The 22,774-nt window shown below is 69.7% G+C and carries 23 protein-coding genes; 9 read left to right on the forward strand and 14 right to left on the reverse strand.

Annotation, left to right across the window (positions count from 1 at the left end; all coding sequences use genetic code 11):
- Positions 1–3: 3 nt before the first annotated feature.
- Positions 4–852: a sulfurtransferase gene (locus tag ACSMFO_RS26110; RefSeq protein ID WP_038516263.1), complete on the reverse strand. Its 849-nt coding sequence runs from the start codon at positions 850–852 to the stop codon at positions 4–6.
- A 108-nt stretch (positions 853–960) separates the two neighbouring features.
- On the opposite strand from ACSMFO_RS26110, the gene ACSMFO_RS26115 reads away from it, so the two are divergent.
- The 3 genes from ACSMFO_RS26115 to galE all read left to right on the forward strand — a co-directional run bounded on the left by ACSMFO_RS26115 (position 961) and on the right by galE (position 3,929).
- Positions 961–1,680, forward strand: coding sequence for a metal-dependent transcriptional regulator (locus ACSMFO_RS26115; protein WP_016332755.1), 720 nt, complete (start codon positions 961–963; stop codon positions 1,678–1,680).
- Positions 1,677–2,858 (forward strand): galactokinase, encoded by a 1,182-nt coding sequence (gene galK / locus ACSMFO_RS26120; RefSeq protein WP_436460835.1) that lies wholly within the window; start codon positions 1,677–1,679, stop codon positions 2,856–2,858. The genes ACSMFO_RS26115 and galK overlap by 4 nt, the downstream gene beginning before the upstream one ends.
- Positions 2,859–2,975: 117 nt before the next feature.
- Positions 2,976–3,929, forward strand: coding sequence for a UDP-glucose 4-epimerase GalE (galE, locus tag ACSMFO_RS26125; RefSeq protein WP_435818461.1), 954 nt, complete (start codon positions 2,976–2,978; stop codon positions 3,927–3,929).
- 164 nt (positions 3,930–4,093) lie between these two features.
- Here galE and ACSMFO_RS26130 read toward each other — a convergent pair whose 3' ends face one another.
- The 3 genes from ACSMFO_RS26130 to ACSMFO_RS26140 form a co-directional block, all read right to left on the reverse strand.
- Positions 4,094–5,143 (reverse strand): DUF4192 domain-containing protein, encoded by a 1,050-nt coding sequence (locus tag ACSMFO_RS26130; RefSeq protein WP_436460836.1) that lies wholly within the window; start codon positions 5,141–5,143, stop codon positions 4,094–4,096.
- A 149-nt stretch (positions 5,144–5,292) separates the two neighbouring features.
- Positions 5,293–6,147 (reverse strand): M23 family metallopeptidase, encoded by an 855-nt coding sequence (locus ACSMFO_RS26135; protein ID WP_038516271.1) that lies wholly within the window; start codon positions 6,145–6,147, stop codon positions 5,293–5,295.
- 156 nt (positions 6,148–6,303) lie between these two features.
- On the reverse strand, positions 6,304–8,115 hold the full coding sequence (locus ACSMFO_RS26140) for a Xaa-Pro dipeptidyl-peptidase (protein ID WP_436460837.1): 1,812 nt from the start codon (positions 8,113–8,115) through the stop codon (positions 6,304–6,306).
- An 83-nt stretch (positions 8,116–8,198) separates the two neighbouring features.
- Here ACSMFO_RS26140 and ACSMFO_RS26145 point away from each other — a divergent pair, with 83 nt between their 5' ends.
- Positions 8,199–9,764: a DUF4139 domain-containing protein gene (locus ACSMFO_RS26145; RefSeq protein ID WP_436460838.1), complete on the forward strand. Its 1,566-nt coding sequence runs from the start codon at positions 8,199–8,201 to the stop codon at positions 9,762–9,764.
- Positions 9,765–9,844: 80 nt separating this feature from the next.
- Here the strand turns inward: ACSMFO_RS26145 and ACSMFO_RS26150 are convergent, their stop codons facing one another.
- The 3 genes from ACSMFO_RS26150 to ACSMFO_RS26160 form a co-directional block, all read right to left on the reverse strand.
- Positions 9,845–10,276 (reverse strand): CBS domain-containing protein, encoded by a 432-nt coding sequence (locus tag ACSMFO_RS26150; RefSeq protein ID WP_037343317.1) that lies wholly within the window; start codon positions 10,274–10,276, stop codon positions 9,845–9,847.
- Positions 10,277–10,323: 47 nt separating this feature from the next.
- Entirely contained in the window at positions 10,324–10,644 is a 321-nt protein-coding gene (locus ACSMFO_RS26155) for a hypothetical protein (protein ID WP_436460839.1), read from the reverse strand.
- Between the two features lie 157 nt (positions 10,645–10,801).
- The gene (locus ACSMFO_RS26160; RefSeq protein WP_038516282.1) at positions 10,802–11,734 is read right to left on the reverse strand and encodes a neutral zinc metallopeptidase; all 933 of its coding nucleotides are present in this window, start codon (positions 11,732–11,734) and stop codon (positions 10,802–10,804) included.
- An 85-nt stretch (positions 11,735–11,819) separates the two neighbouring features.
- Between ACSMFO_RS26160 and ACSMFO_RS26165 the strand changes: the two genes are divergently transcribed.
- Positions 11,820–13,826: a prolyl oligopeptidase family serine peptidase gene (locus ACSMFO_RS26165; protein ID WP_436460840.1), complete on the forward strand. Its 2,007-nt coding sequence runs from the start codon at positions 11,820–11,822 to the stop codon at positions 13,824–13,826.
- 65 nt (positions 13,827–13,891) lie between these two features.
- Here the strand turns inward: ACSMFO_RS26165 and ACSMFO_RS26170 are convergent, their stop codons facing one another.
- On the reverse strand, positions 13,892–14,206 hold the full coding sequence (locus ACSMFO_RS26170; RefSeq protein WP_037343307.1) for a DMT family transporter: 315 nt from the start codon (positions 14,204–14,206) through the stop codon (positions 13,892–13,894).
- The gene (locus ACSMFO_RS26175) at positions 14,206–14,853 is read right to left on the reverse strand and encodes an FMN-dependent NADH-azoreductase (RefSeq protein ID WP_125737809.1); all 648 of its coding nucleotides are present in this window, start codon (positions 14,851–14,853) and stop codon (positions 14,206–14,208) included. Before ACSMFO_RS26175 ends, ACSMFO_RS26170 begins: the two co-directional genes overlap by 1 nt.
- Positions 14,854–14,947: 94 nt before the next feature.
- Here ACSMFO_RS26175 and ACSMFO_RS26180 point away from each other — a divergent pair, with 94 nt between their 5' ends.
- Complete coding sequence (locus ACSMFO_RS26180; RefSeq protein WP_436460841.1) at positions 14,948–15,532, forward strand: TetR/AcrR family transcriptional regulator; 585 nt, start codon at positions 14,948–14,950, stop codon at positions 15,530–15,532.
- Here the strand turns inward: ACSMFO_RS26180 and ACSMFO_RS26185 are convergent, their stop codons facing one another.
- Positions 15,533–15,931, reverse strand: a complete 399-nt coding sequence (locus tag ACSMFO_RS26185) for an SRPBCC family protein (protein WP_037343302.1) — start codon at positions 15,929–15,931, stop codon at positions 15,533–15,535.
- A 55-nt stretch (positions 15,932–15,986) separates the two neighbouring features.
- Between ACSMFO_RS26185 and ACSMFO_RS26190 the strand changes: the two genes are divergently transcribed.
- The 3 genes from ACSMFO_RS26190 (at position 15,987) to ACSMFO_RS26200 (ending at position 18,050) form a co-directional block, all read left to right on the forward strand.
- Positions 15,987–16,586: a CGNR zinc finger domain-containing protein gene (locus tag ACSMFO_RS26190; RefSeq protein ID WP_436460842.1), complete on the forward strand. Its 600-nt coding sequence runs from the start codon at positions 15,987–15,989 to the stop codon at positions 16,584–16,586.
- An 18-nt stretch (positions 16,587–16,604) separates the two neighbouring features.
- Positions 16,605–17,654, forward strand: coding sequence for a DUF2293 domain-containing protein (locus ACSMFO_RS26195; protein WP_436460843.1), 1,050 nt, complete (start codon positions 16,605–16,607; stop codon positions 17,652–17,654).
- Between the two features lie 69 nt (positions 17,655–17,723).
- Entirely contained in the window at positions 17,724–18,050 is a 327-nt protein-coding gene (locus ACSMFO_RS26200; RefSeq protein WP_436460844.1) for a DoxX family protein, read from the forward strand.
- Here ACSMFO_RS26200 and ACSMFO_RS26205 read toward each other — a convergent pair.
- The 4 genes from ACSMFO_RS26205 to ACSMFO_RS26220 form a co-directional block, all read right to left on the reverse strand.
- Complete coding sequence (locus tag ACSMFO_RS26205; RefSeq protein ID WP_436460845.1) at positions 18,038–18,688, reverse strand: hypothetical protein; 651 nt, start codon at positions 18,686–18,688, stop codon at positions 18,038–18,040. The genes ACSMFO_RS26200 and ACSMFO_RS26205 overlap by 13 nt on opposite strands.
- Positions 18,689–18,768: 80 nt before the next feature.
- Entirely contained in the window at positions 18,769–21,585 is a 2,817-nt protein-coding gene (locus tag ACSMFO_RS26210) for a vitamin B12-dependent ribonucleotide reductase (protein WP_436460846.1), read from the reverse strand.
- 34 nt (positions 21,586–21,619) lie between these two features.
- Positions 21,620–22,108, reverse strand: a complete 489-nt coding sequence (gene nrdR / locus ACSMFO_RS26215) for a transcriptional regulator NrdR (protein WP_034311932.1) — start codon at positions 22,106–22,108, stop codon at positions 21,620–21,622.
- Between the two features lie 301 nt (positions 22,109–22,409).
- A partial coding sequence (locus ACSMFO_RS26220) for a LysM peptidoglycan-binding domain-containing protein (RefSeq protein ID WP_436460847.1) occupies positions 22,410–22,774 on the reverse strand: 365 nt, incomplete at its 5' end.

Below are 22,774 nucleotides of genomic sequence, written 5' to 3' on the forward strand. Positions count from 1 at the left end.
GGGTCAGCCGGGCAGATCGCCCGTGGCCAGCGGGCGCTCCGGATCGCGGGACCAGTGCGACCACGAACCCGCGTACAACGCCGCGGGCTCCGGGTGACCGGCGACCTCGAGCGCGAGCACGACGGACGAGGCGGTGACGCCCGATCCACAGTAGACACCGACCGGTGTCTCCGGGGCCACGCCGAGCCCTTCGAACCGCTCGGCCAGCTCCGAGGCGTCACGCCAGCGGCCGTCCTCCCCGACGTGCCCGGAGAAGGGCGCGTTGACCGCGCCGGGGATGTGCCCGGCGCGCGGGTCGATCGGCTCGGTCTCGCCCGCGTACCTCGGCCGCGCCCGTGCGTCGAAGAGCAGCCCGTCCCTCGCGAGAGTGGCGGCGTCGGCCGCGTCGAGCACCGGCATGCCGCCCGGCTCGACGACGATGTCGCCCTCCGCCGGTGACGGGATCTCGTCGGTGAGCGGGCGCTCTTCCTCCGCCCACGCGGCGAACCCGCCGTCCAGCACGGCGACCTCGGCGTGCCCGGCCCAGCGCAGCAGCCACCACGCCCGGGCCGCGACCGAACCGTCGGAGTCGTCGTAGACCACGACCGGGTGACCGGCGCGGACCCCGGCCGCCCGCAGGTGCCGCTGCAACGTCTCCGGCTCGGGCAGCGGGTGACGTCCGCCCTCCCCCGGCTCCCCGGCGAGCGCCGTGTCGAGGTCGACGTACACCGCGCCCGGGAGATGCGCCTCACGGTAGGAATCGGCGCCGGGCGGCCCGGCGAGCCGCCAGCGGACGTCGAGGACTACGGAGCGTGCGGATTCCGGCCCGGAGAGCTGCTCGGCGAGTTCGCTGGTGGTGATCATGGGGCGCATGGGCCCATCTTCCCGTGCCTCGCGTCTCCATGCCCAGCTTGGGGGACTTTTCCCGCCTCGGCGCTTGTTCTCCCCACGCCTGCGTCGCTGTCGGTGCCAGCGACTACGATGAGCAACGCGGACGAAGGGGACAGCGTGAACGATCTCATCGACACCACAGAGATGTACTTGCGTACCATCTACGAGCTCGAAGAAGAAGGTGTCGTCCCGCTGCGGGCCCGGATCGCGGAGCGGCTGCAGCAGAGCGGCCCGACCGTGAGCCAGACCGTCGCCAGGATGGAACGCGACGGACTGGTCGTGGTCGCGGACGACAGGCACCTGCAGCTGACCGAGCACGGTCGCGAGCTCGCCATCGCGGTCATGCGCAAGCACCGGCTGGCCGAGCGCCTCCTGGTCGATGTCATCGGCCTGGAATGGGAGCACGTCCACAACGAGGCCTGCCGCTGGGAACACGTGATGAGCGAGGCCGTCGAGCGCAAGCTGGTCAAGCTGCTCGACCACCCGACCACGTCGCCCTACGGCAACCCGATCCCGGGGCTGGACAAGCTCGGCGACGGTGATCCCGCCCCGCCCGCCGAAGCCGACCTCGTGCGGCTCGACGAGTTCGCCCGCATGGGCGGCGGCGAGGTCGAGATCCGCCGCATCGCCGAGCACGTGCAGCTGGACGAGACGCTGATGACGGAGCTCAAGTCGGTCGGCATCGTGCCCGGCAGCCGGGTCAAGGTCGGCAAGACGGCGCCCGGCGGCACCATCGAGGTCACCGGCGGGAGCAGCACCGCGCAGGTGCCCGTCTCGGCGTTGCACGCCGTGCTGGCGCAAGCCAGGTGAGCGCCGCGTCCGACGCCGCGGAGACCTTCCAGGCCCTCCACGGCCGGGCTCCGGCCGGCGTCTGGTCCGCACCGGGCCGGGTGAACCTGATCGGTGAGCACACCGACTACAACGACGGTTTCGTGCTGCCGTTCGCCCTCCCGCACCGGCTCGCCGCCGCGGCGTCGCCGCGCGAGGACGGTGTGCTGACCGTGGCCACCCTCGGCTCGGACGGCCGGGTGCAGGAATCCGGCCCGCTCACCATCGCCGATCTGCGGCCCGGCTCGGTGGAGGGGTGGGCCGCGTACCCGGCGGGGGTCGCGTGGGTCCTGCGGGACCAGGGTCTCGGCGGCGGCGCGGACGTGGCGATCGCGGGGAACGTGCCTTCGGGGGCGGGGCTTTCCTCCTCCCACGCGCTCGAATGCGCCGTCGCGCTCGCCCTCTTGGGGCTGGCGGGGATCACCCCGGGGACCGGCGCGGGTTCGCCGACCCTGCACGAGGTGGCCCGCTGGGTGCAGCGTTCGGAGAACGACTTCGTCGGGGCGCCGACCGGCCTGCTCGACCAGACCGCTTCCCTGTGCTGCACGGAATCGAACGTGCTGTTCCTCGACGTCCGTTCGGGCGAGATGGAGCAGGTGCCGTTCCCGCTCGAGGAATCCGGCGTCCGGATCCTGATCATGGACAGCCGCACGAAGCATTCGCACGCCGAGGGCGGCTACGGCGAACGCCGCCGGGGCTGTGAGCGCGCCGCGGAGCTGCTCGAAGTGAAGGCGCTGCGGGACATCGGCGTCGACGGGCTGAACACCGCCCTCGCCAAGCTGCCGGACGAGCTCGTGCCGCTGGTGCGCCATGTCGTCACGGAGAACCAGCGCGTCCTCGACACCGTGGACCTGTTGCGGGCGGGCCGGATCACCGAGATCGGCCCTCAGCTCGACGCCTCGCACGTGAGCATGCGCGACGACTACCGGATCTCCACCCGCGAACTCGACCTCGCCGTCGACTCGGCCCGCGAAGCCGGGGCGCTCGGCGCGCGGATGACCGGCGGCGGCTTCGGCGGGTCGGCGATCGCGCTGGTCCGCGAGTCCGATGTGGACACCGTGGGCCGGGCGGTGAAGGCCGCGTACGAAGCGGCGGAGCTGCGCCACCCCAGGCTGTTCACCGCCGTGCCGTCGCGTGGCGCGGGCCGCGACGAGCTCTAGCCGCCGCACCACCCCCGGGCGCGCACCGTGCCCGGGGGCGAGGAGACTGGGCCGCGACCGCATCCGCAGCAGAAAGGCGCGAACGTGACCGACGAACCGACCAAGACCCTGAAGCTGATGGTGACGGGCGGAGCCGGTTATGTGGGCAGCGTCTGCGCGGCCCGCCTCATCGAGGCCGGGCACGACGTCACCGTGGTCGACGACCTCTCCACCGGGCACGCCGACGCGGTGCACCCGGACGCGACCTTCGTCGAGGGCGACGCCGCCGAGGTCGCCGGGCGCCTGCTCGGCGACGGCTTCGACGGTGTCCTCCACTTCGCCGCCAAGTCGCTGGTCGGCGAATCGATGACGGATCCGGCGAAGTACTGGGAAGGCAACGTCCTGACCTCGCTCCGCCTGCTCGAGGCGATGCGCGACCACGGCACGAAGCGGCTGGTGTTCTCCTCCACCGCGGCCACCTACGGCGAACCCGAGTCCTCCCCCATCCCGGAGACGGCGCCGACGCAGCCGACCAACACCTACGGCGCGACGAAGCTGGCCATCGACCACGCGATCACGTCGTTCTCGCGCGCCCACGGCATCGCCGCGGTCAGCCTGCGCTACTTCAACGTCGCCGGCGCCTACGGTTCCTTCGGCGAGCGGCACACCACCGAAACCCACCTGATCCCCCTCGTGCTCCAGGTCGCCACCGGGGACCGCGAACGGATCCAGATCTTCGGTGACGACTACCCGACTTCGGACGGCACCGCCATCCGCGACTACATCCACGTGGTCGACCTCGCCGACGCGCACCTGCTGGCCCTGCGGCACGCGGCCGACGGCGAACACCGCATCTACAACCTCGGCAGCGGCACCGGTTTCTCGGTGCTCGAGGTGATCGAGGCGTGCCGCCGCACCACCGGTCACGAGATCCCCGCCGCGGTCGCGCCGCGCCGTGCGGGCGACCCGTCGGTGCTCGTGGCCTCCAGCGAGCGGGCCGGTGACGAGCTCGGGTGGAAGCCCGAGCGCACCGACCTCGACGGCATCGTGGCCGATGCCTGGGCGTTCACCCGGTCCCGTCAGAACGTCTGAGTGCCTGTTGGTGAACCCGCGTCCGCGATCGACGTCGACAGGGCGCGACCTGGTCATCCGCGTCACGGATACGGACAAGGCGCCCTGCCACCGCGATAGCGGGGCCTTCGGCCGGGCGGGTTCACGCGTCTGGCGAGTTTCCAGACAAAACCTCAGCTCCGCCATCAGGTTCTGAGTGCGATCTCCGGTGGTCCTTCGGCCTGCTGCCGCAGGACCACCCCGATCAGGTCGGCCGGCGGCACCATCGCGTTGAGGGCCGCGCTCAGCAGCTTCGCCAGCCCGTGCCCGGGGTCGGCCTCGCCGGCCCTGGCCAAGGCCATCCCGGCGGCCGCCAGGTCACCTCGGACATAGGCGGCGTGCGCCTTCAGGACGAGCGCCTCGGCCGCTTCGGGTGCCGGGAGCTCCCGTGCCAGGATGAGCCAGAGGTCCTCCGCCACGCGGGCGAGCGACGAGTCCGCGGGGACGGCCGTGAGCAGACAGGCGCCGCGAACCTCGACCAGGGAAAGCGCCCAGGCCAGCCGGACGGCCTGGTCGTCGCTGATCGCCCGGTCTCCGCCGTCGACTCGGGTGAGGGCGGCGTTCACCTCGGCGACTCCGGCCGGGACGGGATCCTCCCCTCGCCACGGCGGATCGGCCATTCTGGTGAGCAGATCGGCACGTCTGGCGAGCGTTTCCGGCGCGACGGGGTCGAAGAGCCGCTCGACCTCGTCCCGGCTCGCGTGGGTGACGTGCCCGGCACCGGTGACGATCGCGGCGGCCACCGAGTCCCGCGGATCCGGCAGGATCCCGCCACAGGTCCGTTCCCGGTAGCAGCCCCACCGCACGTCGGCGGCGATCCGGGGCGCCCACACCGAATGCGTCACCGAGATCTCGTACTCGGCCAGCGAGGCTTCCAGGCGCCGGACGAACCGGCGGCGCGGTGGCCGACCCGCCTTGTTCGCGGCGCCACCGCCGACCACCGCGAGGGTGGCACCGGTGTGACCGCTCACGGCGAGCCTGATCGCCAGGTCACGCGCCTGGTCTTGCTCCAGGCCGGGCGGCGGCAGGTCCACGCGCATGACGAGGCCTTGTTTCATCCGTCCCGGGCCGCGCAGGCCGAAGACGACGACGGAGTCCTCGGGGTGGAATCCGAGGAGGTACGGGATCGCGGCGAGCAGGTCCGCCGGATCCGTCAGATCGACCTTGGTCCTGCCGGTCGAGGTGGAAGTGGTCATGCCCCCACCCTGCGGCGGGAATGGGGCCGCAGGGTGGGGGCATGACATATCTGTGGACAGCCGGGACCGTTGTGGACAACCGCCGCGGGACCGGTCGTGGGACGCCGATCCTGTCGGTGAGGTGATCTACAGTGCCCGGCCCCGCGGGATCAGTCGCAGTGTTCGAACGGGCTCTCGTAAGCGTTCGATCCGACCGAACCGCCCCACTTGACGCAGGTCGAGGCGGCCGTCTTCTTCACCGGTCCGGCGTAGTAGGTGAAGCTGCCGGAGTCGGTCACGCGAGCCGAACCCTGCACCTCGAGGAACGCCGAAACCGGCGAGGCGGTGCCGAGCGAGACGGCCTTCAGCGTGGTGACGCAGTTGGCCTTGGTCGAAGCGTTGTACAGCAGGTACGCGGTTCCCGAACCGTTCGCGAGCCCCTGCGAGTCGACGACCGAGAAGCCGCTGCCGCACACCTCGGTGGCTTCGTACGGGTTGCCGCCGCACGAGTTCTTGCTGGTGAAGTTCGTGTGGCCGTAGTACGGCACCGCGACCCCGTTCAGCACCGCCTTCTGCGCCACCCCGTTGAGCCGCTCTTCGAAGTGCAGGTGCGGACCGGTCACCCCGCCGGTCGCGCCGGCCGTGCCGATCTGCTTGCCGAGGCTGACGGCCTGGCCGACCGAAACGGACTGGGTCGAAAGGTGGGCATAGCGGGTACGCCAGCCGCCACCGTGGTCGATCTCGACCCAGCGCCCGTAGCTCGTGCTGCCTTCGTTGGCGACCCGGGTGACGGTGCCGCCCGCCGAGGCCAGCACCGGCATCCCGGTGATCCCCGACTTCTGGAAGTCGACCGAGTTCGCCGGGCTGTGCCCGCTGAACGTCGCCGCCGTGACCGTGACGCCGCATTTGAAGGGGACCTGGAAGTTCGGGGCGGCCGACGCCTGCGTCGTGCCGGCGAGGGTCAGGCCGAGCGCGGGGAGAACGGCGGCCGCGGCGAGCACTGCGAAACGGCGCAACCTGGACATGGAGACCTCCATCAGGTGGGGAAGCCGGACAGGACGGAGCAAAGCCGGGGGAAATACATTTTCCGTACAAGCCCGAGGTCGGGTCGGCGTTTTCCATCCGAAACGCCGGATGCCACGTCCCGAGGGGGACGTGGCATCCGGAAAACGCGGCCCTGATCAGCCGAAGGCGGCACGCAGCGCGGGTTTGCCGCCCGCCACCGGCAGCACCAGCGAGGTGCGGTTCAGCTCGACCGAGACACCGGCGCCCGGCTTCGGCCGGAGCGTGTAGTCGTGGTCGCTGGAGGCCACCAGGAACTCGATCTTGTGCCCGGCCGCGAGCAGGTAGTCCTTCGCGACCAGTTCCACCTCGACCTTGTAGTTCTCACCAGGGGTGATCGGGTCGGTGCGGGCGGGGTCGCGCCGGTTCTGCGGGTCGGTCCAGCCCCGGGTGATCACCTTCGCCGTCCCGTCCGGGGCGCGGTCGAGGAGCACCGCGGTCACGTTCGCGGCCGGCTTGTCGAAGGACAGCGACAGATCGGTCTTCACTGTTCCGGAAAGCCGGACGGGCTGCTTCGCCGCGGTGGTCGAGTACAGCAGGCGGTTGCCCGACGACGCGGCGGCCGCCAGTTGTTCGATCGTCTTGCTGGCGTCGTCAGCCAGCGTCTCGACGGCGGCCTTGCCCGGGACGGGGTTACGCGTGTCGAGCTTGCCCTTCGAAGAACCGCCGGGCCACGGGTAGAGCTTGACGTCCTGGGTGCCGGGCAGCGGCCACTCCGGCTCGTCCACCCACGACTTGTCCTCACGCTGGATGGTGGCCTTCGGCTCGCGCTCGATGCCGTTGTCGATGCCGTAGAGGTAGTGCGACATCCACTTGTTCAACGTCGCGAGCCAGACGTCGCGGCGGAGGCTGTACGGGTCGGCGTGCCCGGCCTGGTGCAGCCAGATCTTGTGCTCGACACCGCGCGCCTTGAGCATTTCGTACCAGCGGGTGCCCTGGTCGGTCTTGACGTTCCAGTCGCCGAGGCCGTGCACCACGAGCACCGAAGCCCGCACCTTGTTCACGTCGTTACGGTAGTTCCGCACGTCCCAGAAGCGGCTGTAGTCGCCGGTCACCCGGTCCTGGTCCACGGCGATCCGGTCGATCAGCGGACGGCACACGGCGCGATCCTGGCGCGTGTAGACGTAGTCCGCGAGCACGTCCGCGTCCTCGCCCTGGAAACCGCCGGCCGCGACGACGGCGCCGTCGTTGCGGTAGTAGTCGTACCAGCTGGAGATCGCCGCGATCGGGACGATCGTCTCCAGCCCTTCGACGCCGGTGCTGGCCACCGCGTTGGGCAGCGTCCCGTTGTAGGAGACGCCCGTCATGCCGGTCTTGCCGGTGCTCCAGTCGGCGACCGCGGCCTTGCCCGCCGCGTCACGCGCCGTCGCACGGCCGTTCAGCCAGTCCACAATGGACTTCGCGCCGATGGTCTCGTTGACGTCGCCGGTGCTCGGGCAGCCGGTGGACTGACCGCTGCCGAGCGATTCCCCGTACACCACGGCGAACCCGCGGGCGGTGAAGTAGTCCTGGTAGCGCCAGCTGATCGGTGCCGCGTTGGGGCCGACGGTCTTGGTCGCGATCCGCGGGCCCGCCGGGGCGCGCTTCGCGCCGGGCACGTACAGCTCCACGTCGACGTTGTGGTTCGCGACGTCGTTGCCGCCCGCGTAGTACGGGCTGGCCTGGTAGACGACCGGGACCTTCATGCCCTGCTGTGTCGCGCGAGGACGCACGACCTCCGCGTGCACGAGGTCGTCCTTGCCGTCGTGGTCGCTGTCGACCGGTGCGGTGACCCAGACGTTCTCCCGGATGACGTCCGCCGGGTCGAACACTGGCTGGGCTTGGCCGTCCTTGAAGACCGGCGTTGGCGGCGCGTCGGCTTGGGCGGGCAACGCCGTCGCCGGAAGGACCAGGACGGCGGTGAACAGGGCGGCGAGCCTGGCGACTCTCACAAGACCCCCAAAAGGCTGGTGGGCAAGACGAAGCTGAGGCTTCCGGCCACCCGAACGGGTGTCAAGAGACTAACGTCGGAGGCATGCCGAGCACCCTGGACGCACCGATCGTCGCCGTCACCGTCTATCCGCACCACGCCCGGATCACGAGGCGGGCTTCGGCGGCCCTCGACGGGGAAACGCGTTTCGCCTTCGCGGGCCTGCCATGGAACCTGGACACGGATTCGGTCCGCGTCACCGGTTCCGGTCCGGCGGTCATCGCCGGGGTCGACGTCGCCGTCGAGCGCCATCCCGCGCCCGCGGACGCGTCACTGCGCGCGCTGACCGAGCGGCGAAAGGCCGATCAGGCGGTGGTCGACGAGGTCGCGGACGCGGTCGCCGCCGAGACGGCGAAGGTCGATCTGCTGACCGGCCTGGCGACCCGGAGCGGCAAGAGCTTCGCGAAGGCGCTCGCCGCGGGCACGGCGGAGCCGCCCCGGGTCGCCGAAGTCACCGACGCGCTGGGCACCCAGCTGGCCGAGGCGCTGGGCAAGCGCCGCGAACTCGGCATCCGCCTCGCCCGGCTCCGGGACGACCTCAAGGCGCTGGACCGCGAGATCGAGGCGAAACAGGGGATGTCCGAAGTGGACAGCGCGACGGTCACGGTCGAGTTGGAGCCCGGGGAGGACTGCGCGGAGATCGGCCTCGAACTGTCCTATGTGGTCGCGAACGCCGGCTGGGAACCCGGCTACGACGTGCGCGTCCGCGGTGAGGACGTCTCGCTGACCTGGTACGGGCGGATCACCCAGCACACCGGCGAGGACTGGCCGGAATGCGAACTGGCCCTGTCGACCGCGCGGCCGGCGAACACCGTCGAGGTACCGGAACTCGAACCTTGGTTCCTCGACCGCGTGCGTCCGGTCCAGCCGTTGATGGCCCGCGCGGCGTACGGCAGCGCGTCGCCCGCGGGCGGCGGGATTCCGGAGTCGGTGGGCATGCCCGCGCCCGCCGGCCCCCCGATGGCCGCGCGGACGGCGTCCGTCGAACAGGGCACCACCGCGGTCACCTACCGGCCGGGCCGCCCGGTGGCGGTGCCGTCGGGGGCGCAGGGCCACCGCACGACGCTCGCGCAACTGGAGCTGACGGCGAAACTGGGCTACATCTCCGCTCCGGCGGTGTCCCCGGAGGCGTTCCTGCGGGCGACCGTGGTCAACACTTCGGAGCACACGCTGCGGCCGGGGAAGGCTTCGGTGTTCCACGAGACGGAGTTCGTCGGCACCACACGGCTGGACGTCTGGGCGCCGGGCGAGGAACTCGAACTCGCCCTCGGCGTGGACGACCGGATCCGGATCGAACGCGAACTCACGCACCGCACGGCGAGCAAGGCGACGCTGTCCGGCGTCCGCAAACGGGAGGCCGCGTACACCACGACGATCGTCAACCACAGCCCGCGCGAAGCCGTCGTGACCGTGCTGGACCAGGCACCGGTCTCCCGGGACGACGCGATCACTGTCCGGGACGTGCGCACCACACCGGAGCCGGTTGAGCGGACCGAGCTGGGCGAGTTCACGTGGCGGCTGACGCTCGCTTCGGGCGCGAAGGGCGTCGTGACGCTCGGGTACCGGGTGGACGTCGCGAAGGGTGTCGAGCTGTCTGGGTGGCGCGAGTAGCCGCCCCCGGATGCAATGAAAGGTCCTTTCCTTGCGAAATTTGCAAGGAAAGGACCTTTCATTGCACGGGCCGGCCGGGATCAGCCCTGCGAGATGTACGCCTCCAGCTGTTCCTGGCTCTGCTCCAGCTGTTCCATCCGGGTCTTCACGACGTCGCCGATGCTGACGATTCCCGCGAGCCTGCCGTCCACCACGACCGGGACGTGCCGGATACGGCGTTCGGTCATCAGGACCGACAGCTGGTCCACCGAATCCTCGGGGGTGCAGCTCGCGACCATCTTCGTCATGATCGCGGACACCGATCCGTCGAGCAGCTGGGGTCCGCGCTCGTTGAGCCGCCGCACCACGTCCCGTTCGGAGACGATCCCGACGATCCCGCCCTCGGGGTCGACGACCACCAAGGCGCCGACGTTGTGCTCCGCCAGTCTCTCGAGCAGTTCGGTTACGTTCGTCTCCGGCGAGACGGTCGCGACGGCCGCCCCCTTGTTCCGCAACAGATCGGAAATCCGCATACGCGCTCCTCCCGGATGGGTGACCTGAGTCACTCCAGGTTATGGCCTCACCGCCGTGCGCGAAAGTCCGGAGAGTCCGGTTCGAGACCGAGCCGGGTGGCAAGCGCGTCGTAGGCCTCGATGATCCCCAGGCCGTAGGGGTCGTCGCCGAGCGCGCCGAGTGTCTCCCGCCCGAGCTCCCAGTGCTTCTTCGCGGACCCGTGATCACCGAGTTTGCGGTAATCCTCGGCGAGGTTCAGGTGCAGCGAGGGGTAGAACCCGCGCACGGCGAGCGTCGCGTGGTACTCCTTGGCACGCTCGTCGGTGAGGGAATCGGCCGCCGCGAGCGCGCGGAGATCCCAGGCGAGTTCGTCGGCCGGTCGTCGCACACGTCGGCCATGTAATGCGCGAGCGCGCACCGGTGCAGCGGGTCGCCGTCCTCGCCGATCCGTTCCCACAACGCCGCGAACCTCTCGCGCGCGCCGGTGCGGTCACCGGAGATGTGCGCCTGGAGACCGGTGTTGATCTCGGCCATCACCTCGTCGGTCATTTGACGTCCGAAGCGGGCGCCGCCCAGGTGTTGCACGCCGACGTCGTCTTCCCGGAGAACCCGGCCTTCGCCCATTTCAGCTGGTTACGACGGCTGCCGTGGGTGTCGCTGTCGTCGGCGCGGCCGTAGTCGTCGAGTGCCGCGTTCGCCAGCGACTTGCTGATCGAGCCGCGCCCGGCGGCGGCCGCGAGGGCGAGCGCGCCGAAACAGTTCGCCTGCAGTTCGATGCGGCGGACCAGTTCCTTGTCGGCCGGGCTGTCCTCGCCCGGCGACGACATCTTCTCCGCGGCCGCCGACAGGATCCCGCTGGACCGCTGGATGTGGTGTCCGTACTCGTGGGCCATCGTCGCGAGGTGACGAGACCGTTCGAGACCCGCATCGCCCAGCATCCACTGGGTCGGCGCGTAGATCGTGGTGTCGCCGCCGCAGTAGTAGGCGACGGCCTCGTTCTCGCTCGGTGCCTTCCCGCACGCGCTGGTCTCGGGCAGCGTCACCTGCACGGTCGCCGTCAGCGCGGGTTCGTTCGCCTGGTCCAAGGCGGGTTTCCAGGATTCGGCGAGACAGGACACGAAGGTCTTGTAGTACGTCTCCAGCTTCGCGGGCTCGCGGCTGATCGCGGGCAGGCGGCAGGTGACGGCGCCGAGCGCGATCCCCTCCGCCAGCAGCGGGTTCGTCTCCAGTTCCCGCACCTCCTTCGGCGCGGGTTTCGCGTTCCCGGCGGGTGCTTTGGCCCCTTCGGAGGTGTACACACCGGACGCAGGGAGGGCTTGACCGTCGATCTTCCGCGGTCCGCCCGCCATCGCCATCCCGGTGGTGGTCAGCGCGGCGACGATGAGCAGGCCGACCACGGCGGTCCCGGTGTTGCGGGGGCTTTCGGGACGAGGCGGCGCGGGCGCGAACGGTCTGGGTACCTCGTCGGTGCCGGTCATGATGTCCCCCAAACGTGCGAGCCCACAGCATACGGAATGCCACACCTGGTGGCGCCGGGACGGAGCACCCGGCGAGACTGTGGGCATGAGTGACGAGGACCCGTACCTGTGGCTGGAAGACGTGACCGGCGAAGAAGCGCTGGACTGGGTGCGAGCCCGCAACGCCGAGGCGCTGGCGGAACTGTCCACCGGCGAGCGGTTCGCCGGGATCCGTGACGAGGTCCGCGAGGTCCTCGACGCCGACGACCGGATCCCGTACATCCGGCGCCGCGGCGAATATCTGTACAACTTCTGGCAGGACTCGGCCAACCCCCGCGGCCTGTGGCGCCGGACCACCCTGGAGCAGTACCGGCTCGACGACCCGGAGTGGGAACTCCTGCTCGACGTCGACGCCCTGGCCGAGGCCGACGGCGAGAACTGGGTGTGGCAGGGCGCGGCCGTCCTCCGTCCGGGGTATCACCGCGCGTTGGTCGAACTGTCGCGCGGAGGCGCCGACGCGACCGTGGTCCGCGAGTACGACCTCGACGAGCGCCGTTTCGTCGACGACGGGTTCTTCGTCCCCGAGGCCAAGACCAGGATCGGCTGGATCGACCAGGACCGCGTCTACGTCGGCACCGACTTCGGTCCGGGGACGCTGACCAGTTCGGGCTATCCGAGGCTGGCGAAGGAATGGCGCCGCGGCACGCCGCTCGAAGAGGCAACGGTGGTCTTCGAGGGCAAACCGGACGACGTCTCGGTATCCGCGCACCACGACCCGACCGAGGGGTGGGAGCGCGACTTCGTCTACCGGTCGGTCGACTTCTACCGCACGGAAAGGTATGTCCGGACGGCCGCCGGTCTCGACCGCATAGAGGTTCCCGAAGACGCCCAGACGTCCTCGCACCGTGAGTGGCTGCTGATCCGGCTTCGCTCGGACTGGACCGTCGAAGGCACGACATACCCCTCCGGCACCCTGCTCGCCTCCGGCTTCGACGCGTTCATGGCGGGCGAGCGCTCCTTCACGACGTTGTTCACGCCGGACGCGCACACGTCGCTGGAGTACTGGGCGTGGACGCACAACCACCTGCTGCTCTCGACGCTGTCCGACGTCCGGACGGAACTGCACGTGCTCACGCCGTCCGAAGGCTGGACCTCCCGGCCGCTCGCCGGCGCCCCGGAACTGGGCACCGCGCAGATCACCGGCACCGACCCCGACGTCAGCGACGAATACCTGCTCGACTCCAGCGGTTACACCCAGCCGTCGACGCTGAGCTACGGGCACGTCGGCGGTGACGTCGAGGTCCTCAAGCGCGCTCCGTCGTTCTTCGACAGCGAAGGCATGACGGTCTCGCAGTACTTCGCGACGTCCGAAGACGGCACGAAGATCCCGTACTTCGTCGTACGCCCCTCCGGTGCCGAAGGCGGCCCGACCCTCCTGACCGGCTACGGCGGCTTCGAGGTCTCACTGACCCCCGGCTACAGCGGCATCATCGGCCGCGGCTGGCTCGCGCGAGGCGGCACATACGTCGTCGCGAACATCCGCGGAGGCGGCGAATACGGGCCGGACTGGCACACCTCGGTGACCAAAGCCAAGCGGTACAAGGTGTATGAGGACTTCTCGGCCGTCGCCACCGATCTCGTCGAGCGCGGGATCAGTGAGCCGTCCAGGCTCGGGATCCAGGGCGGCAGCAACGGCGGGCTGCTGATGGGTGTCATGCTGACGCGCTACCCGCACCTGTTCGGCGCGATCGTGAGCCAGGTCCCGCTGCTGGACATGAAGCGGTATCACAAGCTCCTCGCGGGCGCGTCGTGGATGGCCGAGTACGGCGACCCCGACGATCCGGCGGAATGGGACTTCATCGGGAAGTACTCGCCGTACCAGAACGTCCACGCGGACCGTGGGTACCCGCCGGTCCTGTTCGTCACCTCCACCCGCGACGACCGGGTGCATCCCGCGCACGCGCGCAAGATGGTCGCGCGGATGGCGGAGCAGGGCCACGACGTGCGGTACCACGAGAACATCGAGGGCGGGCACGGCGCGGCGGCCGACAACGAACAGCTGGCGTTCAAATGGGCGCTGATGTTCGAGTTCCTGTGGGAGAAGCTCGCCTGACATGTCATGAAAGGGTCGTTCAGGACATCTTTCGTCCTGAACGACCCTTTCATGACACTCGGAGCTCACTCGGTCACCTTCGCGAGCACCACCCCTCCGACGATCAGCGCCATCGCGGCGAACCGGCCGAAGCTGACCGGGTCCTTGTGGATCACGATGCCGAACACGATCGCGCCCACCGCGCCGATCCCGGTGAAGACGGCGTACGCGGTCCCCACCGGGATCGAGTCCATCGCCTTCGACAGCAGGTACACCGCGGCGACGCCGAGCACGAAGCACAGCACGGTCGGCCAGAACCGGGTGAAGTTCTCCGTCGGCTTGATGCTCTGCGACCAGGCGACCTCGACGGCTCCCGCCAGGAGCAGGATTCCCCAGCCCATCAGACTTCCCTCCCAGCCTTTTCGGCGCCGAGGAGCGCTTGCTCCCGCGACGCGATCCGGTCGGCGTCACGCGGGCTCAGCCGCGGGTCGACCAGGGCGTTCGTCAGTTCGGAGTGCAGGAAGGTGACGTCCCGGACGTCGTAGTGCCCGGCGAAGAAATCGCGCAGGTAGCGCTCGTGGTGGTCGACCGGCTCGCGCGGCGTGCCCGGCAGGTAGGTGCCGCCACGCGCTCCCGCGACCACGAAAGCCTTGCCCGCCAAGGACATCTTCGGGAACGTCACCTGGTCGATCCACAGCTTGAGCGTCGCGGGGATCGAGAAGTTGTACATCGGTGCCCCGATCAGCACGACGTCGGCGGCGAGCAGTTCGGCCAGCAGCGGCTCGATGACCGCCCAGGCTTCGCGCTGCTCTGGCGTCTTCACCACGGAGGCGTAGCCGTCCGGATCCGTGATCCCCGCCTGGAGGAGGGCGTCGCAGATCTCGGTCCAGGCCTGGCCGATCGGCGGCACCGGGTCGGCGGCCAGGTCGCGGTAGGTGTAGGCCGCGCCCGGGTTCGCGGCACGCCAGGCGCCGGCGAACCGGGCACTCAGCTCGCGGGAGAACGACGCGCTGCGGGCACTGGAGTCGAGGTGGAGAAGGTGGCTCATCGGGGCCTCCGGGACCAGGAAGTGGACACGGCGTCCACTTGCTTCGCCGGGTACAAGTGGACGCCGCGTCCGGATATTCCCTAGGCTGCGAAACATGCCGGAAGATCTGCTCGCGAACGGTCCGGGACGGGAACGTTCGGACGCCGCCCGTAACCGCGCGAAGATCCTGGAAGCCGCCGAAGGGCTCTTCGCCGCACGTCCGGCGGCCGACATCACCATGGAGGACATCGCCAAAGCGGCCGGAGTCGGCCGCGCGACGCTGTATCGCCGCTACCCGGACCGCTCGGCGATCGCCGTGGCCCTGCTGGACGAACACGAGCGGGAACTCCAGGAGCGGCTGCTCGCCGGCCCTCCCCCCTTGGGGCCCGGCGCGCCGCCCGCCGAGCGGCTGGCCGCGTTCTACGCGGCGATGATCGGGCTGCTCGCCCGGCACGCGCATCTCGTCCTCGGCACCGAGGTCGGGCACTCGCGGTTCACCACCGGGCCGTACCGGCTGTGGCGCACCCATGTCCGCCATCTCGCGGAGCAGGCGAGCGCCCCGGATCCGGACGTGCTCGCCGACATCCTGCTGGCACCGCTCGCCGTCGAAGTGTTCCTGCATCAAACAGGCGAGCTCGGCCTGAGCGTCGAACGGATCACCGACACCCTGGCCGAGCTCGCCCGGCGAACGCTCTCCTGATCAGCCGGCGAGACCGTCGACGACCAGCTTCATCACGGCCTGCCAGTGCTCGCGCTGCGCGGCGCGCTCTTCCGGCCCGGTCAGCCGCTCCTGATGGAAGACCACGGTCGTCTTGCCCGGCCCGGCCGGACGGAGCCCGACCTGGACCGTGCTCTCGTGATCCCAGTCCTTCGGCCGCCAGGTGAGGCGGATCTTCTCGCGCTCGCGGTAACCGCGGACCTCGCCGACAGTGCCCTCGGCCGTCTCGTACGGCGCACCCTTTTCCGGCTCCAGCGACACTTCGCCCAGCCAGGCCGCCAAGCCCGGACCCGAGAGATACTCCCAAACCTCGTCCAGCGGATACGCCACCGTCTTGGACACGCCGATCTCCCAGCCCGCGTCCTTCGTCTTGCCGATCATCACGCCTCCGCTGTAACCGTCTTACCTGGTTTCTGAAACCGACTATAGTGGTTACATGACTCCGGGAACAAGAGTGCTCGTCAACGCCCAGGGTGAGCGGTACCGGTTCGACCCGGGCAGCCTCAGTCTCGAACTCATGCTGACCGGCGGCCCCGGCCCGTACGAGCGCTACGAGATCGCGCATACGCCGTCCGCTCTCGCCGACTGGTTCACCGGCTCCCGGCTGGCGCTGACCGCTCCCCTGACCGACGTCCGGATCCGGCCAGCCGAACTCACCGCGCTCAAGGAACTGCGGGACACGCTCTACCGCGTCGCACCCGCCCTCGCCCGGGGCGAAGCACCGTCGGCCGACGACCTCGCCGTGCTGAACAGCGCGACCGAAGCCACCCCGAGGCCGCTCGTGGACCCGCAGACCCGGCGGCTCGCCTGGGCGCCGCCCGTCACCGGGAAGCAACTCCTCGGCGCCGTCGCCCGCGACGCCATCGGCCTGGTCGCGGGCGAACGCTCCGGCCGCGTCCGCGAATGTTCCGCGAGCGACTGCTATCTGCTGTTCTTCGACACCTCGCGTTCGGGCAACCGTCGCTGGTGCTCGATGGAGCGCTGCGGCAACCGCGCCAAGATCCGGGCGTACCGGGCCCGGACCGAAACCGCGTGATCGCTAGGATTCCCGGCGATGCAGGGTGAAGCGAAACTGGAGCAACGCGTCGTCGAGACGGCGGAAAAGCTGCTGGCCAAAAAGAAGTCGGTGACCGCGCTCGGCATCCTCACCGGCATCGGCTGGCTCTCGGAGAACGTCGTCGACGCCTGGCAGCGGGGCCGGATCCCCGTGCTGACGGGGGCGCTGTCGGTGGCACCGGAGAAGCTGGCCTTCGCTCTCGCTGCCCTGCAACGCTGGGCCGCGGCGAACGGCCTCGAAGGGTCGGAGATCGAGCACGTCGGCGCGACCCGGGACCGGGCCGCCCTCCGGGTGACCTCCGGCGAGCTCGCCGGTCTCGAACCGCTGTTCCGGACGCACTGGATCATGCCGGGACTGTCCGAAGCCAAACGCGCGCAAGTCGAGGCCAGGCAACGGAAAGCACCCGACCTCATGGTGTCGGTGGCGCTCCGGGAGTGGACGTGCGCCGACTGCGGCGGCACCGGCGACCTGTGGTTCGCGGAGAACGAAAAGCCGCATTGCCTCGATTGCGCCGACCTCGGCCACCTGGTCTTCCTGCCCTCCGGCGACGCCACCCTGACCCGCCGGGCGAAGAAGGCGAGCCGGCTTTCCGCCGTCGTCACCAAGTTCAACCGATCGCGGAAACGCCATGAGCGGCAAGGGATCCTGGTCGAAGAGGCGGCACTGCGCGACGCCGAGGAACAATGCCTCGCCGACGAGGACGTCCGCGAACGGCGCCGCGGCCGCGATCGGGAACGCCGCGCCCACGAAGACGTCGAGTTCACCATCCGGTTCCACACCGCGATCACCGAGCTGTTCCCCGGCTGCCCGCCGGAACGAGCACGCGCCATCGCCGAACACGCGGGCCTGCGCGGCAGCGGCCGGGTGGGCCGGTCCGCCGCCGGACGGGAACTGGCCGAACGAGCGGTCTTCCTCGCCGTCGTCGCCTCGATCCGGCATCTCGACACCGAGTACGACGACCTCCTCATGGCAGGTGTGGAACGCCAGGCCGCCCGCGACCGCATCCGGCCCGCCATCGACGCGGTGCTGGACCGCTGGCGTTCCTGACCGCTGTCACGTTCCGGGCGCGGGCCTCGTCCACGGGGCATGTTCACCGCATACCTCATCGTGGCCATCGTGACGATCGTCCTCAACGCCGGGGCGGCGATCGCCGATTTCGTCTATGCCCCGTTCGTTCTCGAGAATTCCGCCGCCGTCGACGTACCCCGTTCCTGGATCGTGCCCCTGGGCCTGGTGAAAGCCGCGGGCGCGGCAGGGCTGATCCTCGGCCTGTTCGGGGTGCCCTACCTCGGGGCCGCGGCGGCCGCCGGGCTCGTGCTGTTCTACGTCGGCGCTGTCTTCGTCCACCTGCGCCACCGCGTCTTCGGCAACATCGCCGCCCCCGGCAGTCTGCTCGCGCTGGCCGCGGTCGTCCTGGTCCTGGATCTCGCTCAGGCCAGGTAGGGACCGAAGTGCTCGGCGACGACGTCCGCGATCGCTTCGGCGTCTTTCGAGCCGTCGACCCGCAGCACCCGGATACCGAGCCCGGTCGCGCTCCGCACGGCGTCCTCGGCGACAAGCCGGTCTCGCGCGATCCGGTTGTGCTGCGCGCGTTCGGGGTCACTGACCCGCTGTGTCACCGCCCCGGCACGGGGCAGCGCACGAAGCTGGTGCTCGCGGAACTCGTCCGTGGGCACCAGCACGATCATCCGCCGGGGTGAATCCAGGAGTGGCGCGACCAGTTCCGGGCGCAGCCCCCAGCCCTCGGCGAGGATCGGGCGCCCGGACACCAGCGCGCGCAGATCGTCCAGCGCCCAGGCGAACCGGGTCGGGAAACCGGCGATCGTGTCGGCGGCCATCCGTTCGGGTGTCGTGTCGACCCAGACGGTCTCGGGGTCGGGGTCCTCGACGGGCGAACCGTTCCGGACGCGATGGGCGATACGCCGATCTTGATGGGCACGGGCGTCGTGGAAGTCGTAGTGGTAGACGGTGATTCCATGGCGGTGGGCGAGCAGGCGGGAGACGGTGGACTTCCCCGCCCATTGACCGCCGCAGATCCAGAGCGCCTGCTTGAGTGTGCCGAACGGATCAAGGATGGTCACGCACGCGCCTCCGGTGTCATGAAAGGGCCGTTCAGGACATATATCGTCCTGAACGGCCCTTTCATGACATTCGCTCTGACCTAGCTGCAGCCGGAGGTCGCTCCGCACCCTTCACAGGCGTAGCACGAACCGGCGGGCCGCATCTTGGTGCCGCAGGTCATGCAGAGCGGCGCGTCGGAAGCGGTGCCCAGGTTCAACTCCACCAGTTCCGCCGTCGAGTGCGCGACCTTGGCGGGCTCCGCGGACGAGGAGTCCACAGTGGACCGGAGGGCGTCGATGTCGACGTTCTCCGGCTCCGCGGCGGGAGCGGTGCCGTAGCTCGCTTCGACCTGCGCCGAACGTTCGTCGGCGGTGAAGATGCCGAGCTGCGAACGCTTCTCGTACGGCAGGTAATCCAGCGCCAGCCTGCGGAACAGGTAGTCCATGACGCTGGTGGCGATCCGGATGTCCGGGTCGTCGGTCATGCCGGCGGGCTCGAAGCGCAGGTTGGAGAACTTCGAAACGTAGAACTCCAGCGGGATCCCGTGCTGCAGGCCGACGGAGATCGACATCGAGAACGCGTCCATCACGCCCGAGAGGGTCGACCCCTGCTTGCCGAGCTTCACGAAGATCTCGCCGAGGCCGTCGTCCGGGTACGAACCGGCGTGCAGGTAGCCCTCGGCGCCGCCGACGGTGAACGACACCGTCTGGCTCGGGCGCTTCTTCGGCAGGCGCTTGCGGACCGGCCGGTACTCGACGACCTTTTCGGCCTCAGGCTCGGCCTTCTCCTTCTTACCGCTGGACAGCGGCTGGCCGACCTTGCAGTTGTCACGGTAGATCGCGAGCGCCTTGAGGCCGTACTTCCAGCCCTGGAAGTAGATCTCCTCGACCTCTTCGACGGTCGCCGACTCCGGCATGTTGACCGTCTTGGAGATCGCGCCCGACAGGAACGGCTGCACCGCGGCCATCATCCGGACGTGTCCCATCGGCGCGATGGACCGCTCCCCCACCGCGCAGTCGAACACTTCGTAGTGCTCCTGGCGCAGGCCGGGGGCGTCGACGACGTGACCGTGCTGAGCGATGTACTCGACGATCGCTTCGATCTGCTCGCCCTGGTAACCGAGCGCGGCCAGCGCGCGCGGGATGGTCTGGTTGACGATCTGCATCGAGCCGCCGCCGACCAGCTTCTTGAACTTGACCAGCGAGAAGTCCGGCTCGATGCCGGTCGTGTCGCAGTCCATCATGAAGCCGATGGTGCCGGTGGGCGCGAGCACGGAGGCCTGTGCGTTGCGCCAGCCGCTCTTCTCGCCCAGTTCGATGCCGCGCTTCCATTCCTGGGTCGCGAGCGCGCGGACCGCGGCGTCGTTCGAGTGGTAGGTCCGCACCAGTTCACTGGCGGCGGCGTGCTTGCGCATGACCCGCTGGTGCGCCTCGGCGTTGCGCGCGTAGCCCTCATACGGCCCGACGACCGCGGCGAGTTCCGCGGAACGCCGGTACGAGACACCGGTCATCAGCGACGTGATCGCGGCGGCGAGCGCGCGGCCGCCGTCGGAGTCGTACGCGTGGCCGAGCGCCATCAGCAGCGCGCCGAGGTTCGCGTAGCCGATGCCCAGCTGACGGAACTTGCGGGTGGTGTCGCCGATCGCCTCCGTCGGGAAGTCGGCGAAGCAGATCGAGATGTCCATCGCGGTGATGACCAGCTCGACGGCCTTCGCGAACAGCGGCGCGTCGAAACCGCCGTCCTCGGTGGCGAACTTGAGCAGGTTCAGCGAGGCGAGGTTGCAGCTGGAGTTGTCCAGGTGCATGTACTCCGAACACGGGTTGGACGCGGTGATCCGGCCCGATTCGGGGCAGGTGTGCCAATCGTTGATCGTGCCGTCGTACTGCAGCCCCGGGTCGGCGCATTCCCAGGCGGCCTGCGCGATGGTGCGGAACAGCTTCTTCGCGTCGACCCGGTCGATGACCTCGCCGGTCGTCCGGGACCGCAGGCCGAAGTCGCCCTCGGTCTCGACGGCCTGCATGAACTCGTCGGAGACGCGGACCGAGTTGTTCGCGTTCTGGTACTGGACGGAGGCGATGTCCGAACCGGACAGGTCCATGTCGAACCCGGCGTCGCGGAGGACCTTGATCTTCTCCTCTTCGCGGGCCTTGGTCTGCACGAACTCCTCGACGTCCGGGTGGTCGACGTCGAGCACGACCATCTTCGCCGCGCGCCGGGTGGCGCCGCCGGATTTGATGGTGCCCGCGGACGCGTCGGCGCCGCGCATGAAGGAGACCGGACCGGACGCGGTGCCCCCGGAGGACAGCAGCTCACGAGAGGACCGGATACGGGAGAGGTTCAGGCCGGCGCCGGAGCCGCCCTTGAAGATCAGGCCCTCTTCGCGATACCAGTTGAGGATCGACTCCATGGTGTCGTCGACCGCGAGGATGAAGCACGCGCTGACCTGCTGCTTCGACGTCGTGCCGACGTTGAACCACACCGGCGAGTTGAAGCTGAACACCTGGTGCAGCAACATCCAGGTCAGCTCGTGCTCGAAGACCTCGGCGTCGGCGGGGCTCGCGAAGTAGCCGTGTTCGCGGCCGGCGTTGACGTAGGAGTGGACGACGCGGTCGATCAGCTGCTTGAGGCTCTGCTCGCGCTGAGGCGTCCCCACGGCACCGCGGAAGTACTTGCTCGTGACGATGTTCGTCGCGTTGACCGACCAGAAGCCGGGGAACTCGACACCGCGCTGCTCGAAGTTGACCGTGCCGTCGCGCCAGTTCGTCATCACGACGTCCCGGTTCTCCCAGGTGACCTGGTCGTACGGGTGGACGCCCTCGGTGGTGAAGACGCGGCGCACGGTGAGCCCGCCCGCCTGCTTCTTCTTCCCGTTCGTCCGCGCTGTGGCCGGGTTGCCTGTTCCCACGGTCTCGGTCATGGGTCTTTCCCTCACTCCCACGCGGGAGGCGGCATCAGCCGTCTTTCGCGTCTTGATCGCTCTCGTCCGGTGTGGCAGCCATGGCCTCGCGGAGGTCCGAGATCTCCTTCTCGAAGTCCTCGACCGAGGAGAAGGAGCGGTAGACACTGGCGAACCGGAGATAGGCGACGCCGTCGAGTTCGCGCAGGGGGCCCAGGATCGCCAGGCCGACCTCGTGACTCGGGATCTCCGCCAGCCCCGCCGACCGGATCGACTCTTCGACCCGCTGCGCGAGCTGCTGCAACGCGTCGTCGTCGACGGGCCTGCCCTGGCAGGCGCGGCGCACCCCCCGGACCACCTTGTCCCGGCTGAACTGCTCGGTGACCCCGGATCGTTTGACGACGGCGAGCACCATCGTCTCCGAAGTGGTGAAGCGCCGGCCGCAAGCGGCGCAGGAGCGCCTCCGCCGGATCGCCTGACCCTCATCCACCTCTCGGGAGTCGACGACCCGAGAGTCCGCATGCCGGCAGAACGGGCACCTCATCCGCCGATCACCTTCCCCTCCGCGCCGGCCGGTCCCGAGTGGACGCCCGCCCCCGCCGCCACGCAACGACGGAAAAGATCGACATGTGGATCGATCTGTGGACATCCGGTGGGTGAACACCGGCCAGCTGTGGACAACTGGTACCGAGTCTACCCCAAGCTATGGACCAACTACAGCCATGTAACTACTACATATAGCGGTGGAGACTAGATCGCTGGTCGGACGCACGCAAGCGCAACGGCCGGGTCGATCAGACACGAATGAGGAGCTCACCCACGACGGGTGAGAGCGTCCTTCGGGATCACCTCCCGCCTTCCGCGACCTCGGCCGCGACGGGGACCGTGAGCGGCAGTCCGGGCACGAGGACGGCGTTTTCCAGGGAGTTGAGCTCCTTGATCTTGGCGACGACCGCGCCGGTGTCACTGCCTGGCGCGAATCGCGCCGCGATCTCCGTCAGCGTCTCGCCCGCGGAAACGGACACCGTGGTGGTCCGTTCGGGCACCGCGGCGCCGGGAACACCGGCCAAGAACAGACCCAATCCGGTGATGACCCCGGCGACGAGCAAGGCCATCCCGACGAGCGACGGCCACCTGAGCGGGAGCCGCCGCGGCCCCGGGCACGCCGGGGCGACGGTGGCGACGCCGGGGCGGCGGCCCGCCACGACCC

It is taken from the genome of Amycolatopsis sp. w19, from assembly GCF_051373225.1.
GTDB classification, from domain to species: Bacteria; Actinomycetota; Actinomycetes; order Mycobacteriales; family Pseudonocardiaceae; genus Amycolatopsis; species Amycolatopsis japonica.

What these genes read in the sequence shown, in the direction of transcription:
- ACSMFO_RS26185 (WP_037343302.1), bottom strand. Translation starts at nt 15,931, where the DNA reads ATGATCGGCAAGACGAAGGACGCGGGCTGGGAGATCGGCGTGTCCAAG.
- ACSMFO_RS26130 (WP_436460836.1), bottom strand. Translation starts at nt 5,143, where the DNA reads ATGACCACTTCCACCTCGACCGGCAGGACCAAGGTCGATCTGACGGAT.
- ACSMFO_RS26195 (WP_436460843.1), top strand. Translation starts at nt 16,605, where the DNA reads ATGCAGGGTGAAGCGAAACTGGAGCAACGCGTCGTCGAGACGGCGGAA.
- ACSMFO_RS26190 (WP_436460842.1), top strand. Translation starts at nt 15,987, where the DNA reads ATGACTCCGGGAACAAGAGTGCTCGTCAACGCCCAGGGTGAGCGGTAC.
- ACSMFO_RS26110 (WP_038516263.1), bottom strand. Translation starts at nt 852, where the DNA reads ATGCGCCCCATGATCACCACCAGCGAACTCGCCGAGCAGCTCTCCGGG.
- ACSMFO_RS26175 (WP_125737809.1), bottom strand. Translation starts at nt 14,853, where the DNA reads ATGAGCCACCTTCTCCACCTCGACTCCAGTGCCCGCAGCGCGTCGTTC.
- galE (WP_435818461.1), top strand. Translation starts at nt 2,976, where the DNA reads ATGGTGACGGGCGGAGCCGGTTATGTGGGCAGCGTCTGCGCGGCCCGC.
- ACSMFO_RS26170 (WP_037343307.1), bottom strand. Translation starts at nt 14,206, where the DNA reads ATGGGCTGGGGAATCCTGCTCCTGGCGGGAGCCGTCGAGGTCGCCTGG.
- ACSMFO_RS26145 (WP_436460838.1), top strand. Translation starts at nt 8,199, where the DNA reads ATGCCGAGCACCCTGGACGCACCGATCGTCGCCGTCACCGTCTATCCG.
- ACSMFO_RS26135 (WP_038516271.1), bottom strand. Translation starts at nt 6,147, where the DNA reads ATGTCCAGGTTGCGCCGTTTCGCAGTGCTCGCCGCGGCCGCCGTTCTC.
- ACSMFO_RS26115 (WP_016332755.1), top strand. Translation starts at nt 961, where the DNA reads ATGAGCAACGCGGACGAAGGGGACAGCGTGAACGATCTCATCGACACC.
- ACSMFO_RS26210 (WP_436460846.1), bottom strand. Translation starts at nt 21,585, where the DNA reads ATGACCGAGACCGTGGGAACAGGCAACCCGGCCACAGCGCGGACGAAC.
- nrdR (WP_034311932.1), bottom strand. Translation starts at nt 22,108, where the DNA reads ATGAGGTGCCCGTTCTGCCGGCATGCGGACTCTCGGGTCGTCGACTCC.
- ACSMFO_RS26180 (WP_436460841.1), top strand. Translation starts at nt 14,948, where the DNA reads ATGCCGGAAGATCTGCTCGCGAACGGTCCGGGACGGGAACGTTCGGAC.
- ACSMFO_RS26150 (WP_037343317.1), bottom strand. Translation starts at nt 10,276, where the DNA reads ATGCGGATTTCCGATCTGTTGCGGAACAAGGGGGCGGCCGTCGCGACC.
- ACSMFO_RS26165 (WP_436460840.1), top strand. Translation starts at nt 11,820, where the DNA reads ATGAGTGACGAGGACCCGTACCTGTGGCTGGAAGACGTGACCGGCGAA.
- ACSMFO_RS26160 (WP_038516282.1), bottom strand. Translation starts at nt 11,734, where the DNA reads ATGACCGGCACCGACGAGGTACCCAGACCGTTCGCGCCCGCGCCGCCT.